The organism is Aeromonas sp. 25-AL00135, from assembly GCF_054052385.1.
On record NZ_JBSTYQ010000002.1, the window covers coordinates 78,493 to 93,137 of the forward strand.

Annotated in this window: 11 protein-coding genes and 1 pseudogene; 6 read left to right on the plus strand and 6 right to left on the minus strand. The window is 57.7% G+C overall.

Annotation, left to right across the window (positions count from 1 at the left end; translation table 11 throughout):
• Positions 1-343 precede the first annotated feature (343 nt).
• Positions 344-2,335, plus strand: coding sequence for a transketolase (gene tkt, locus ACW5XC_RS01925; protein WP_005338517.1), 1,992 nt, complete (start codon positions 344-346; stop codon positions 2,333-2,335).
• Between the two features lie 95 nt (positions 2,336-2,430).
• Here tkt and ACW5XC_RS01930 read toward each other — a convergent pair whose 3' ends face one another.
• The 3 genes and pseudogenes from ACW5XC_RS01930 to ACW5XC_RS01940 form a co-directional block, all read right to left on the minus strand.
• On the minus strand, positions 2,431-2,961 hold the full coding sequence (locus tag ACW5XC_RS01930; RefSeq protein WP_042055155.1) for a hypothetical protein: 531 nt from the start codon (positions 2,959-2,961) through the stop codon (positions 2,431-2,433).
• Positions 2,962-3,178: 217 nt separating this feature from the next.
• Positions 3,179-3,337: pseudogene (locus tag ACW5XC_RS01935) on the minus strand (reactive intermediate/imine deaminase); the annotation flags it as partial.
• An 8-nt stretch (positions 3,338-3,345) separates the two neighbouring features.
• Entirely contained in the window at positions 3,346-4,374 is a 1,029-nt protein-coding gene (locus tag ACW5XC_RS01940) for an NAD(P)H-quinone oxidoreductase (protein WP_042055158.1), read from the minus strand.
• A gap of 135 nt (positions 4,375-4,509) precedes the next feature.
• On the opposite strand from ACW5XC_RS01940, the gene ACW5XC_RS01945 reads away from it, so the two are divergent.
• The 3 genes from ACW5XC_RS01945 to ACW5XC_RS01955 all read left to right on the plus strand — a co-directional run bounded on the left by ACW5XC_RS01945 (position 4,510) and on the right by ACW5XC_RS01955 (position 7,110).
• Positions 4,510-5,382, plus strand: coding sequence for a LysR family transcriptional regulator (locus ACW5XC_RS01945; RefSeq protein WP_042055160.1), 873 nt, complete (start codon positions 4,510-4,512; stop codon positions 5,380-5,382).
• Positions 5,383-5,527: 145 nt separating this feature from the next.
• Positions 5,528-6,391 carry a glyoxalase III HchA gene (gene hchA / locus ACW5XC_RS01950; RefSeq protein WP_042055163.1) on the plus strand — a complete coding sequence of 288 codons (864 nt, stop codon included), beginning with the start codon at positions 5,528-5,530 and terminating at the stop codon, positions 6,389-6,391.
• Positions 6,388-7,110, plus strand: a complete 723-nt coding sequence (locus tag ACW5XC_RS01955) for a PA1136 family autoinducer-binding transcriptional regulator (RefSeq protein ID WP_080771410.1) — start codon at positions 6,388-6,390, stop codon at positions 7,108-7,110. Before hchA ends, ACW5XC_RS01955 begins: the two co-directional genes overlap by 4 nt.
• Before the next feature lie 72 nt (positions 7,111-7,182).
• Here the strand turns inward: ACW5XC_RS01955 and ACW5XC_RS01960 are convergent, their stop codons facing one another.
• On the minus strand, positions 7,183-8,448 hold the full coding sequence (locus ACW5XC_RS01960; RefSeq protein WP_042055168.1) for a RidA family protein: 1,266 nt from the start codon (positions 8,446-8,448) through the stop codon (positions 7,183-7,185).
• A 1,255-nt stretch (positions 8,449-9,703) separates the two neighbouring features.
• On the opposite strand from ACW5XC_RS01960, the gene ACW5XC_RS01965 reads away from it, so the two are divergent.
• Positions 9,704-10,513 (plus strand): hypothetical protein, encoded by an 810-nt coding sequence (locus ACW5XC_RS01965; RefSeq protein ID WP_236727588.1) that lies wholly within the window; start codon positions 9,704-9,706, stop codon positions 10,511-10,513.
• Between the two features lie 22 nt (positions 10,514-10,535).
• On the opposite strand, the gene ACW5XC_RS01970 is transcribed toward ACW5XC_RS01965, so the two are convergent.
• Both ACW5XC_RS01970 and ACW5XC_RS01975 read right to left on the minus strand, forming a co-directional pair.
• Positions 10,536-11,657: an anhydro-N-acetylmuramic acid kinase gene (locus tag ACW5XC_RS01970; protein ID WP_042055175.1), complete on the minus strand. Its 1,122-nt coding sequence runs from the start codon at positions 11,655-11,657 to the stop codon at positions 10,536-10,538.
• A 312-nt stretch (positions 11,658-11,969) separates the two neighbouring features.
• Positions 11,970-13,295 carry a peptidoglycan DD-metalloendopeptidase family protein gene (locus ACW5XC_RS01975; protein WP_042055177.1) on the minus strand — a complete coding sequence of 442 codons (1,326 nt, stop codon included), beginning with the start codon at positions 13,293-13,295 and terminating at the stop codon, positions 11,970-11,972.
• A gap of 109 nt (positions 13,296-13,404) precedes the next feature.
• Here ACW5XC_RS01975 and tyrS point away from each other — a divergent pair, with 109 nt between their 5' ends.
• Positions 13,405-14,604: a tyrosine--tRNA ligase gene (gene tyrS / locus ACW5XC_RS01980; protein WP_005347884.1), complete on the plus strand. Its 1,200-nt coding sequence runs from the start codon at positions 13,405-13,407 to the stop codon at positions 14,602-14,604.
• Positions 14,605-14,645: the final 41 nt, after the last annotated feature.

Consider the following 14,645-nt stretch of genomic DNA (forward strand, 5'->3'; position numbering starts at 1 on the left):
AGTCTCAGCTTGTCTGGGTTATCGCCACGGCAATAACCGGATGAATGGGATGGTGTAGAGGTATCTACATCTGGACGTCTATTTTAATTAGCGCCCCCCCCGATTGCCAGCACTATTTTGTCGCGCAGTGTCCAATGGGTCACAAGCGGTGCTCTCCTATCCCGAAAGGGATGGAAATCAAACGTTTTTCTCTGGTTGCTTTGGTCAATAGAGGGCAAGAAAAGCGATTGTCCTCCCAAAGCCACTTTATTCATCCAGATAATATTTGCACGCCGCGCGCCCTGCTGGGACAATAACGCGCCTTAATCTTGGCCATCAAATGAAGCAATCGCAGGAGATTCAGATGCCTTCTCGTAAAGAGCTTGCCAATGCCATTCGTGCATTGAGTATGGATGCCGTTCAAAAAGCCAACTCCGGTCACCCGGGCGCCCCCATGGGAATGGCGGATATCGCCGAAGTGCTGTGGCGTAGCCACCTCAGACATAACCCGAACAACCCCAAGTGGGCCGACCGCGACCGTTTCATTCTCTCCAACGGCCACGGCTCCATGCTGCTGTACTCCCTGCTGCACCTCTCCGGTTATGACCTCTCCATCGACGATCTGAAAAACTTCCGCCAACTGCACTCTCGCACCCCGGGTCACCCGGAGTACGGCTATGCACCGGGCGTTGAAACCACCACTGGCCCGCTGGGTCAGGGCATCACCAACGCCGTTGGTATGGCGATCGCCGAAAAAGCCATGGCTGAGCAGTTCAACCAGCCGGGTCACGACATCGTTGACCACTACACCTACGCCTTTATGGGCGACGGCTGCCTGATGGAAGGTATCTCCCACGAAGCGTGCTCCCTGGCAGGTACTCTGCAACTGGGCAAACTGATCGCGTTCTGGGATGACAACGGTATCTCTATCGACGGTCACGTTGAAGGCTGGTTCACCGACGACACTGTCAAGCGTTTCGAAGCCTACGGCTGGCACGTTATCCCGGCTGTTGACGGTCACAGCCCCGAAGCCATCAATGCCGCCATCGAAGCCGCCAAGGCCGAGACCGGCAAGCCGACTCTGATTTGCTGCCGCACCATCATCGGTTACGGCTCCCCGAACAAATCCGGTTCTCACGACTGCCACGGCTCACCGCTGGGCAACGACGAGATCGCCGCTGCTCGCGCATTCCTGAAGTGGGACCACGCGCCGTTCGTTATCCCGGCCGATATCGCTGCCGAGTGGAACGCTCAGGAGAAGGGTGCTGCACTGGAAGCCGACTGGGCTGCCAAGTTCGCCGCCTATGAAGCCGCTCACCCGACGCTGGCTGCCGAATTCAAGCGCCGCACCGCTGGCGAACTGCCGGCCAACTGGGCTGCTGAATCCGCCAAGATCATCGAAACCCTGCAAGCTAACCCGGCCAAGATTGCGACCCGTAAAGCGTCCCAGAACTCTCTGGAAGCGTTCGGCAAGCTGCTGCCGGAGTTCATGGGTGGCTCTGCCGACCTGGCGCCGTCCAACCTGACCATGTGGTCCGGCTCCAAGTCTCTGACCAACGACGATGCCTCCGGCAACTACATCCACTACGGTGTACGCGAGTTCGGCATGTCTGCCATCATGAACGGTATCGCCCTGCACGGTGGTTTCATCCCCTACGGCGCTACCTTCCTGATGTTTATGGAGTACGCCCGCAACGCCCTGCGCATGGCCGCCCTGATGAAGCAGCGCGCCATCTTCGTTTACACCCACGACTCTATCGGTCTGGGTGAAGATGGCCCGACTCACCAGCCGGTTGAGCAGATCGCCTCCCTGCGTCTGACTCCGAACATGAGCACCTGGCGTCCGTGTGACCAGGTTGAATCTGCCATCGCCTGGAAACACGCCATCGAGCGTACCGACGGCCCGACCTCTCTGATCTTCTCTCGTCAGAACCTGGCCCAGATGGATCGTACTGCCCAGCAGCTGGCTGATACCGCCAAGGGTGGCTACGTGCTGAAAGATTGCGCCGGTACACCGGAGCTGATCCTGATCGCCACCGGTTCCGAAGTGGAACTGGCCGTTGCCGCCTATGAGCAGCTGACTGCCAAGGGCCGTGCCGTGCGCGTGGTCTCTCTGCCGTCTACCGACGTGTTCGACGCCCAGTCTGCCGAGTACAAGGAGTCCGTTCTGCCGTCCTCCGTCACCAAGCGCGTGGCCATCGAAGCAGGCATCGCTGACTACTGGTACAAGTACGTCGGTTTTGGCGGCAAGATCATCGGTATGACCACCTTCGGTGAGTCTGCACCGGCCGAGCTGCTGTTCAAGGAATTCGGCTTTACCGTGGAAAACGTGGTTGCGACCGCTGAATCCCTGTAATTCCAGAGTCTTTGCAAATAAAAACGCCTCCTTATGGAGGCGTTTTTACATTCTAAATAGAAATAGAAATGGAAATATATAAATCAGTTTGCATGTTAATTATATGGTATTAAATTAATAAAAAGTGGCATAGACTTGCTTATTGCTAGGAATATATAAGATATAAACAGTGAATAATCTCTAATCCTGTAACCAACTTCTATCTTATTTCCTAGCTTGTGTAGTTCATTTTTTCTCTCTGGAAGTATTTTTGATAATGCTCTAACCTTTAGCTCTGACTCATCAGGATATAATATATCCCCATTCTCCTCATTGATTGCAATGCCGCCTTCAATGACATTTTTCTTGTATCCAGCTAAATGCTCTGAAAGGTCTAGGTATTTTCCATTTTTATTTAAGTAAATATTGTAAAGTGATATTGTTTTCAACCCACAAATAACTGATATTGAAAGCAAAATTAACGCTAGTAAAATGACTGTGCTTTCATTGAAATAAAAATGCTCACTAACCTTGAAATCTTTAGCAAAATAAGAAAATGTCGCAGCTCCAATGCCTACTATAAAGTAGTCGTACTTATTAGCTCCGTTGATGCTCTGTTTTATTAACTCTATGGAACGTTCAGACATGGATTTATAATCTCTCATCGATAATTAGGATTGTTAATATGCTGGCAATTAGATGAATAATGCCATAAGCAGTGAGTATTTCCTAGTTAGTAGATCGATTAGTGAAGCGTAATCGGGCGTTCGCGTTCTTTAAGAGGATGCCATAAAAAATAATGCTATTTCCTGTTACAAAAAAAAGACCGGCATATAGCCGGTCTCTTTTTATTGAGCGAAAAACTTACGCCTGCGGCGGAGTACTTTCCGCGTTGGACATCACCGCATCCATCTGGATTCGTGCGCCGGCCGGCAGCTCGCGCACAGCGATCACGGGGCGGGCGGGCAGGTAGGCTGGGAAGTATTTGGTATAGATGGCATCCACCTCGGCCTGCTCCACTATGGGCTTTATCAATCTGACGACAACGGCACCATGGTTAATACCAGCTTGCCGATATGACGGCCTGAATCCAGCAAATGGTGAGCGGCAGCGGCCTCATCCAGCGGGAAGGTCTGGTAAACCTGTGGTTTGACCTCGCCCCTTTCGATAAATGGCCAGACATGAGTTTGCAGCTGGGCGATCAGATCGGCTTTTTCCTGCGGAGTACGCGAGCGCAGGGTAGAGCCGATATGGGTCAGCCGCTTTTGCAGCATGGGAAACAGATCCAGATTGGGGGCGGCGCCCGCAATAATGCCGATCTGGACTATGCGGCAATTGATGGCGGCCGCCGCATAGTTGCGCGCGACATACTCCCCGCCAATGATATCGAGAATGATGTCGGCGCCATGGCCATCGGTGGCGGCATGCACGGCCTCGACAAAATCTTCCTCCTTGTAGAGCACGGCCACATCCGCGCCCAGCTTGATGCTGGCGGCCTGCTGCTCGGGTGAGCCGACCGTGGTGATGATTTTGGCGGCGCCAAATGCCTTGGCCAGCATGGTGGCGGTCGTGCCGATGCCGGAGGCACCGCCATGGATCAAGATAATGTCTCCCTTTTTAAACTGACCCCGTTCAAACATATTTGACCAGACCGTCATAAAGGTTTCCGGCAGTGCCGCGGCTTCGGCAAAGCTCAATCCGGGCGGCAGAGGCAGGACATTGCTCTGGTGGGCGACGCTGTACTCGGCATAGCCGCCACCCGAAATCAGTGCGGCGACCTTGTCGCCAACCTTGAGATGTTCCACCTGCTCCCCCTTGGCGACCACGACCCCGGCGACCTCCAGCCCGGGAATATCCGATGCTCCTGCCGGAGGCGGGTAGAGCCCTTTGCGCTGCATCACATCCGGCCCATTGATACCGGTTGCATAGTGCCGGATCAAAACCTCATCAGGCTTGGGCGCTGGTGTGGCGCGGGTGGTCAGTTGCAAGACATCGGGGCCACCTGGCTGGGTAATTTCTACCGCGCTCATGGTGGCGGGAATGGAATAGGCGTTATGCATCAGCGGCTCCTTGTAACGAGGTGATATGCGGTTCCCCGAGTGGGATGAGCACCAAGATAGTGGAGATTGCTGATGAATAAACGCAGTATTATCCCTCATCTGTAATGCAAAAATGCATTTCAACCGGGAGTCGTGATGAACTGGGATGATGCGAAAATTTTTCTGGCGTTGCATCGGGAGGGGAGCCTGAGGGGCGCCGCCCGTGTGGTCGGGGTCGATCAGGCCACCATTGGCAGACGGATTGCCGCACTGGAGCATCGTCTGGCGGCCACGCTGTTTCTCCGCACATCCAAAGGGTATGTGCTGACCCATGTCGGGGAGATAGTGCTGGCCAGCGCTCAGCAGATGGAGCTGGCGGCCATTGATTTTGTGCGGGCGGCGCAAGGGGTCGACAACCGTCTGGTCGGTGAGGTCAGCGTGGCGACCACAGACACCCTGGGGATGGATTTTCTGATACCGGCCCTGACCGAGCTGCATCAGCGTTATCCCGATATCAGGGTCATCCTCAATACCTCGACCCAGGTGGTCAATCTGTCGCTGCGGGAAGCGGATATCGCGATCCGGACGGTGAAGCCGGACAATCCCGACCTGATTATTCGCAAGCTGGCCTCCTGGCCGGTCGGGTTGTATGCCTCCGCCGACTATCTGGCTCGCCATGGTATACCCGAAGCGGGCACCGGTTTTGCGGGCCATTCGCTGGTGGTGTATGAGCCCCACTGGCAGAGCGCGCGCTCGCCCATGATGCTCGAAGAGGCGGCCGAGGGGGCCACGGTCGCTGCGGGAGTCAATACCAGCCTGATGCTGCGTCAGGCCCTGTTGATGGGGCTGGGGCTTGGCGAGGTAGCGGTTCCGCTCGCAGAGCAAGCCGGGTTGGTGCGGGTCTGGCCCGAGCGGCAGTTACAGCAATCCTACGATGTGTGGTTGGTGACCCATCAGGATGTGCAGCATGCCGCGCGGGTCAGGGCGGTCATGGATGCCATCGTCAGGGCATTTGCCGCGATGGCCTAAGTCTGGCGGGGATTCTGTTCAGGTTTTGTCGCAGCGTGGTCACACCTCTTGCCATAGTCATGGCGGTTGAGGGAAAACCCTCATTTACTTGGTCTCTGACAGTCAATACTGTGAGACCGAGTCCACCACTACTGGAGCCTGACCCATGACCGACATGCTTGTTGACGATAAACAACCGACCCCGGATCCGGCAGAGCAGAATGCCTTCTTCCCGTCGCCCTACTCCCTGAGCCAGTTCACCTCGCGCAAATCTGACCTTGCCGGGGCCGACTATCCCGCTCCCTATCGGGAGGGGCGCTGGAAGATCCTGCTGATCGGGGCCGATGAGCGTTATCTGCCCACCGACAACGGCACCCTGTTTTCCACCGGCAACCATCCGGTCGAAACCCTGCTGCCCATGTATCACCTCGACAAGGCGGGCTTTGCCTTTGATGTGGCCACCCTCTCCGGCAATCCGGTCAAGTTCGAGTGGTGGGCCATGCCCAGCGAAGATGAAGAGGTGCTGGGGCTCTATGCCAAATATCAGGCGCAGTTCCGCCAACCGGCCAAGCTGGCTGATCTGCTGAAAGATGCGCTGGATGCCGACTCGGACTATATCGGCGTCTTTATTCCCGGCGGGCACGGCGCCCTGATGGGGCTGCCGGAGAGTGCCGAGGTGAAAGCGCTGCTGGAGTGGGCGATGGCCAACGATCGCTTCATCATCTCCCTCTGTCACGGGCCTGCTGCGCTGCTGGCGGTGGCCAATCCAGAGACCTTCGCGGGCTACAAGATCTGCGCTTTCCCCGATGAGCTGGATGCCCAGACCCCGGCAATTGGCTATATGCCGGGCCACCTCACCTGGAAGTTTGGCGAGAAGCTCAAAGAGATTGGCTTCGAGATCGTCAACAACGGCATCTCGGGAGAGGTGTGCCGGGATCGCAATCTGCTGACCGGTGACAGCCCGCTGGCGGGCAATAACCTCGGCAAGCTGGCCGCTACCACCTTGCTGGAGGCGGTTGCCAAGCGATGAGGTTGTCGTCATCGCCAGCGAATGCGTTGCAGGTCGCGGTGGCGCTGGAAGGGTGTCAGCGGCTGGAGGAGATCCAGCAACTGGTGCGCGCCTTTGCCACTCCGCTGGGGTATCACCGCTTTGCACTCTTCTCCATCAGTGCCAGCGAGGAGGGGGTGGTCGAGCACCTCTACTGGCTGGAGGGGGAGTGGCTGGAGAGTGGCGAGGCGGTCGACCTGCATACCTATATGCGCGAGTGCCCGATGGCGATGCATATCAGGGAGCGAGACCAGCCCTTCTTCTGGAGCAAAACGGTTGGCGCCGTTGGCGAGCAGTACCGTATCGTTCGCCAGCCTGAGGGGCCTGGCCGACATGGCTTGCAGGTTCCCGTCTATGGGCCGTTGGGACTGGAAGGGGCGATGAGCTTTGGCGGCGATCAGATCGATGCCAGTGCCCACACTCGGGTTAGCCTTGCGCTGATCGCGGCGGCGGCTTTTCATGCAGCTCGTCGGCTGATGGAGATGCCGGTAGCGGGTCACGAGCGTGGCCTCACTGGGCGCGAGCGCGAAGTGCTGGAGTGGGTCTCCCGGGGTTGGCGCCATGCCGATATCGCCACCACCCTGAAACTCTCGGTGCGCACGGTCGAGAACCATCTGCGCAGTGCCCGCCGTCGACTCGGTGTAGCCACCACGGCAGAGGCGGTCAGAGTGGCGATCAGGAACCGCGATATTGAGGGCTGAGGGGCTACCCCTTTGTCTGGCATGTAAAAAGAGACCGGCATATAGCCGGTCTCTTTTTTATTTACCGCAACATTACACCTGCGGCGGGGTGCTTTCGGCGTTGGACATCACAGCATCAATTTGCACCAGAGCGCCTGCGGGCAGTTCGCGCACCGCGATCACGGTGCGGGCCGGCAGGTAGGCCGGGAAGTATTTGGTATAGATGGCATCCACCTCGGCCAGATCCGCGATATTGCCGAGCTGGATATTGACCTTGACGATATCGTCCATCACATGGCCGATGCTCTCCACAATCGCCTTGATATTGCTCAGGCACTGGGCGGTCTGCTCCTTGATGCAGCCAGCCAGGAGCTTGCCGGTGGCGGGGTCTATCGGTAACTGCGCAGAGAGATGGTTGTAGTGGGAGAAGGCGACAGTCTGGCAATGGAGCGTGCTGCGCGGTGCCTTGTCGGTATTGCGGGCACGGATCACCAGATTGTGACGGTCTTCCACCAGTTGTGGCGGGGTGCCGTCACCGTGGGAGATGACCGCATCCATCTGCACCCGCGCCCCCATGGGCAGGGCGGCGGCACTGACTACCGAGCGGGCGGGCAGATAAGCGACGGCGCGGGCAATGGCAGAGTCGGGGAAGAAGGTGGTGTAGACCTCGTTGACGGCCTCCAGATCGGCCAGATCGGTCAGATAGACGGTGACCTTGACGATATCGTCAAACGGCACGTCGATGCTCTCCAGCACCGCCTTGATATTGCGCAGGCACTGGCCCGCCTGCTCCTTGATGCCACCGGCGACCAGTTGGCCCGAGGCCGCATCGACCGGCAGCTGGGCGCCGATATTGTTGTAGTGGGAGAAGGCCACGGTATGGGTGGAGAACGGATTGTGCGGCGCCTTGTCACTGTTGCGGGCGAGCTTCACCAGCGGGCAAGGATCTTGCGGGAAGGTACCTTCGCCGTTGGAAATGATGGCATCGATCTGCACCAGCGCGCCCAGCGGCAGGGCGGCGACGGCGAGGGTGGTGCGGGTCGGCAGATAGCCCGGGAAGAATTCGCGATAGACGGCGTTGACCGCCTCCAGATCCGCCATCTCTTTCAGGAAGATGGTCGCTTTCACCGTATCGTCCATCACATGGCCGATGCTCTCGATGATCGCCTTGAGGTTGCTCAGGCACTGTCTGGCCTGCGCGGTGACATCACCGCTCACCATCTTGCCGGTGGCGGGATCGACCGGCAGCTGGGCGGAGATATTGTTGTAATGAGAAAACGCCACCGTTTGGGTGCAGGGGCCCAGATCCTGGGGTGCATGGGGGGTATTTCTTGCCGACTTGATGATGGTGCCACTCATAGATATGCCTCTTTTTAATATTTGTTGTTCATTCAGGTACAGGTTTACCCCATCTTGTTGTGCGCCACGGCCACTGCGCCAGCGACGGCATCCCCGGTTATTATTTGTGATCCACTCAATTACTGAGAGGAATAAGGGAGAAGAGGACAGGGTAGATATTTCAGACGCTGCGATTCTATGAGTGGCTATCAGGGGTTGCAAACCGCTGATTGCATTTCTATGAGATGGCTCAATGGGTGCAAATTTAAGCATATTGCTATTCAATTCACCCGAAATAGGAGCCAATTTGTGCGCAAATTATGCCGAACCGGCGGACAGCCTTGCCCTGACTGGGTTTGCTCTCCCCCTCTTCGGGATATTGGAGTGTGAATAAAGGGTTAATATTATGCGCCGATGTGCAAATAATGCATATTATGGTGCATGGATATCTGTTTTCAGCTCTTTTAAGGGGCTATGAAAATTCCCGTGAATATGCATATCAACATTATTAAAGATACCTCTGGAATATAATTCACGGCTTTTGCATTCCTCTCTGTTAATGATGATTCCGGCATACTCGATGACGCCTTGCTGGCAGCCGGGATCTGTTATTAACGCCATAAAATTCTATGCCATGAATTTGCACGGCGGATCTGCCCCTGCTGTACAGGAGTGGGGAGCATGGCATTGGCATTGGCATTGGCATTGGCATTGGCATTGGCGTGACGGTGTGCGGGAGCTGTGGTGCTGGATGAGAGGTGGCGTTGGATGAGGGGCGGTGGTGGCAATCCGCTTATCTTCACGCCGGTTGCATCCTCCGATGGGTGGGGTTGCCCCGCCTCATCGCGTTTTCCACTTTTTGTGGCTTTGTCTGATCTCCCTCTTATCTGTGGCTGGTTGTGATGATTGGGATGGTTTTCAGGGCTCGGGAATAGTTCAGATGATTTCGCAGGAATAAAGTTCAATGCGCTGTTTTTAAAGGGAAATGTGTCAAAAAATGGATTTATCGACCGCTTTTTATGGTTTCTTGATGAAACTGTTAATTAGTGGCGTGATTGCGAGTCAGGTCGCTTTTTTCACTCGCTATTAATCGTATGATTAATAAGGTAATCAAGGAGCCCTGACGGAGAGCATCGATGCACCGGCAGGCCATTGCCCAGGATTGGCAAGCGAGATCGCGTCGCGATCATCATTACCTGACTGTGGAGGATTTATGCTGGGTTTCGTTCTGGGCGATATGTATTGTCAAACATCTGGGCAGCGGTTACCTCCTCGCTTGGGAAAGAGCTTTCCCATTCCTGCCGATTACCGACTGCGCGGCCGGGTATCCGCCGCCATCATGACCATCGAGAGCCTGCTCGATACCCCTTATCCGCAAAAGCAGTTTCGTGATCTGGTCTTTGGTGCCTTTATCGAGCGCCAGCGTCGGCTGTTTGGCGAACATGTTATTGTGGCCCGCATGGAAGGGGAGGAGGGGCTGGAGCTGTCGATTGATCTCTCGTTTGTCAGTACCGCCGTACCTGTGGGCCTGCTGGCCATCTCTGAAGAGCTGGCCCTCGCCACGGCGCCGCGTCCCAAGAAGAGCCATCCCCACTACGAGGCGCTGTGCAAGGCGATCGACTGCATGGTGATGCTGATGTTTTATGGCAAGGTGATCCGCCAGCGTAATACGGTGTTTGAAAATATCGGCCATCAGTTTGGTTATCAGCCCGCGGCGACCCTGACAGCGCGTGTTGGCCAGGGTGGGGAGGATGACTACGACGCCTTCATGGTCAATATCATGACCTGTATTGCCCACTCCAACTCGCTCAAGGAGGCGCTGGAGAATGCCAGCCGGATGGGAATTCAGGAGCCCGCTTTCTTCTGCATCGTCGGGGCGATTGCCAGCACCCTGTGGGGCGTGCCCAGACAGTGGGCGTATCAGGCTTCACAGCTGATCCATCGCTCCCACCACCACTACATCCAGAATCTGCTTCGCTGTGAAACCCGTGCCGGGCGGCGCCATATCAATCTGGAGCCGCCAAAGCCCCCGCTGTTTGCACCGATCCGGCAACAGGTTGTGCGTCTGTTCAAGGGGGCACACTGATCCGCAGCCCCCTTGTCATCACTCAGGCGGGATAAAGTGCCCCCAGCACAGCCGAACGGCTGGCGCCGGTGACGGCGGGCAGGTTCCCCGGCTTGCGGTGAACAAAGCACATGGCAAGCCAAGCAAAGGCTGCGCCTTCCACCCAGTCGGGGGCCAGCCCCAGCTCGGCGGTGCTGGCGATGCGCCATGCAGGCAGCAGGCTGGCCAGCTCCTTCAGCAAGGGGGCGTTATGGGCTCCGCCGCCGCAGACAAACAGCTCGGCTTTCGGCTGGCTGGCACCGACTGATTCGGGCCGGGCGGGCAGTTGGCGGGCGATGCTGTGGCTGGTGAGCGCCTGCAGGGTGCGCTGCACATCCACGGGGGCGTATGAAGTGCCTGCCAGCTCCCCATCGAGCCAATCGAGGGTAAACATCTCCCGTCCGGTGCTCTTGGGGGCGGGGGCGGCGAAGTAGGGGTGAGCCAGCAGTTTTTCCAGCAGGGCCGGGATGGGCTTGCCACTGGCGGCCCATTTGCCACCGGCGTCATAGCTGCCGCCGTGGGGCTGATGGCGGCGATACCAGCCATCGAGCAGGGTGTTGGCCGGGCCTGTATCAAAACCATAGACACCGCCCGGATTGCCCGGCAGCACCGAGATATTGGCGATGCCGCCGAGGTTCAGTACCACCCGCAGGGCACCGGGCTTGGCAAACAGCGCCTGATGGAAGGCGGGCACCAGCGGCGCCCCCTGACCGCCGAGGGCCATATCCATGGTGCGAAAATCGGCGATAACGTCGATGCCGGTCAGGGAGGCCAGCAGGGCGGCGTTGCCGATCTGCAGGGTAAAGCCGAGCTGGGGGCGATGGCGGATTGTCTGGCCGTGGCTGCCGATGGCGCGAATATCTTTGGGCTCAAGCTTCGCCTTGGCCAGCAGCGCGTGGGTGGCGGCGGCAAACTCTCGCGCCACCAGATTATCGGCCACCCCCATGCGGTCGATTTCGTTGTCGCCCGGGGTGCAGAGGGCATGCAGCGTGCGGGCGGTCTCTTGCGGCCAGGGGTGGCAAAGCGCCGCTTCGACCCGCAGTTCATCCCCGGCGATCATCACCAGCACGGCATCAATGCCGTCCATGCTGGTTCCCGACATCAGACCGATATAGCGTTCAGCCATGTGTCTCCTTACATTGCTACTTGAAAATGCGGTGTGCAGAGAGGGTAAAGAGGGGAGCGGCTTTCATCCCATGCCACATGGCGTGGTCTTTGACATCAGACCGATATAACGCTCAACCATGGTGCATCCTCAATGCGGACCGGAAAAAGAGTGAGAGAGACAGGATAGATAAGCCCTTACGCCTGTGCCATATGCTGCTCCCGGTGATCCATCTCATCTTATGTCCGAATGCGGACTCATTTCAATCTGGTTACCTGGCGCGAGCTCAATAAAAAGGGCTGGCAGGGCCTTCACCCTGCCAGCCCTGATGGCTTAGTTGCCGCGACTATCCCGCTTGTTCTGGGCCAGCTGCAGCTCGGGGTTGTCTAGCTTGGCCAGTTGCGGCATCGCCAGCTTTTTGAAGTTGGCCAGCTCGCGTCCGCTCAGGGTCTCTGCCTGCGGCAGGGTGAGGGTGCGCGGGTTCTTGTGAATGCCGCCCACCACGAATTCGTAGTGCAGGTGCGGGCCGGTGACGCGGCCGGTGCCACCCAGAGTACCGATGGTCTGCCCCTGCTTCACCCGCTGTCCCTTGTTGACGGTGCGCTTGGAGAGGTGCAGGTACTTGGTCACATAGTTGCCGGCATGCTTGATAAAGACGTAGTTGCCGTTGAACTGGTTGTAACCGGCAGCCACCACGCTGCCTGAGCCAGCCGCCATGATGGGGGTGCCCACCGGCGCCACATAGTCGATGCCGTTGTGGGGGCGGATCTTGCCGGTCACAGGATGGAGGCGGCGCGGGTTGAAGTTGGAGCTGATGTATTTGAAGTTGACCGGCGCGCGCAGGAAGCTCTTGCGCATCGCTTTGCCTTCCGGGGTGTAGTAGTTGCCATCTTCATTGAGCACGGCGCGGTAGGCAGTGCCCTGGTTGACGAACTCCGCCGCCAGAATATCGCCGGAGGCGACCCGCTCGTCGTCGCGGAACTTGTCTTCATAGACCACCCGGAAGCTGTCCCCCGGCTGCAAGTCCTGGGCAAAGTCGATGTCCCAGCCGAAGATGGCGGCCAAGTCCATGATCTGATCTTCGGTCATACCCGCATCCACCGCGGCGCCCCAGAAGCTGGAGCGGATCTCGCCTTTGCTCACCTGTTCGCGGGTGTCGAGGGCGATCTTGACGTTGCGAGCGACAAAGGTCTCCTCCTTGCGGCTCACCTTGAGCGCCTGCTCCAGACTGTGGGGGTAATAGAGGCTGTGCAACTGGCCATCTTCGGTCAGCTTGAAGGTGAGCTCCTGCCCCGGTTGCAGCATCCGCAGGGGATCGCTGCCCTCGAGTTGGTCGATCAGGTGCAGATCCGTGGTGCTCAGGCCAATGCGCTGGAAGATCACCCCCATGTTGTCGCCACGGCGTACTTTCACCTGCTTGGTGATGTAGCGCGGTTTGGGCGGGGTAACGGGCTGGGCGGTCTCGGCTGGCAGCTCGTCGTTTAGCGCGTTGTCGTTGGCCGGTTCCCGCAGGGCAATTTCATTGCCGTTTTCATCGACCCGTGTTGCTACTGCCTGTTCGCTTGGCCAGGCAGCTAGCATCATGATCATGATGCTCAAGATCAGCACCATCTTGCGGTGCCAGTGGGGGAGTGCGTTGAAGGCGTGCCAAATAACCATGAGAAGCAGATGAAGTCGGGCAGAATGGACGGATTTTACAGCCTTTCCAATTGGCCCGCCATTCCAGTAATATGTTTGGCCCTGTGGAATCGTGATGGAGAGTCAAAAAATGTCCCAGCTCGAGGTGGCGCTAGCCGAGATCAAGCGCGGAGCGGAAGAAATTCTGGTTGAAGAAGAACTTGTCGCCAAGTTGAAGGAAGGGCGCCCGCTGCGCATCAAGTTGGGCATGGACCCGACCGCCCCCGACATTCACCTGGGTCATACCGTGATCCTCAACAAGCTGAAGACCTTCCAGGATCTGGGCCATGAAGTGATCCTGCTGATCGGTGACTTCACTGCCATGGTGGGAGATCCCTCCGGCAAGAACGCTACCCGTCCGCCGCTCTCCGAAGAGGCTATCAAGCATAACGCCCTCACCTATGCCGAGCAGGCGTTCAAGATCCTAGACCCCGCCAAGACCCGCATCGAGTACAACTCGACCTGGCTGAGCGAGCTGGGTGCGACCGGCATGATCAAGCTGGCGGCCAAGCAGACCGTGGCCCGCATGATGGAGCGCGACGACTTCAAAAAGCGCTACACCGGCGGCCAATCCATCGCGATTCACGAATTCCTCTATCCGCTGCTGCAAGGCTATGACTCGGTCGCGCTGAAGGCGGACGTTGAGCTCGGCGGTACCGACCAGAAGTTCAACCTGCTGATGGGCCGCGAGCTGCAAAAAGATGCCGGCATGGCGACCCAGTGCGTGCTGATGATGCCGCTGCTGGTGGGTCTGGATGGCGTCAAGAAGATGTCCAAATCCGCAGGCAACTACATCGGCGTTCACGACGCTCCGGGCGAGATGTTCGGCAAGATCATGTCCATCACCGACGATCTGATGTGGAACTACTACGAGCTGCTCTCCTTCCGTCCGCTGGCTGAAATCGAAGAGTTCAAGGCAGGTATCGCTGCCGGTACTCTCAATCCGCGCGACGTGAAGATCTGGCTGGCCAAAGAGATCATCGCCCGTTATCACGACGAAGCGGCGGCCGAAGCGGCCCACGAAGATTTCACCCAGCGCTTCTCCAAGAACGCCATCCCGGACGAGATGCCGGAAATCGAGCTGGCACTGGAAGGCGAAGGTCTGGCCATTGCCAATCTGCTGAAAGAGGCCGATCTGGTGGCCACCACCTCCGAAGCGCTGCGGATGATCAAGCAGGGCGCGGTCAAGGTGGATGGCGAGAAGCTGGAAGATGGCAAGGCACTCATCGGTGCCGGTACCGCCGTCTATCAGGTCGGCAAGCGCAAGTTTGCCCGGGTGACTGTCAAATAAGCAGTACCGTCAAATAAGCCGTCGCATCAGGCAAGCTGGTC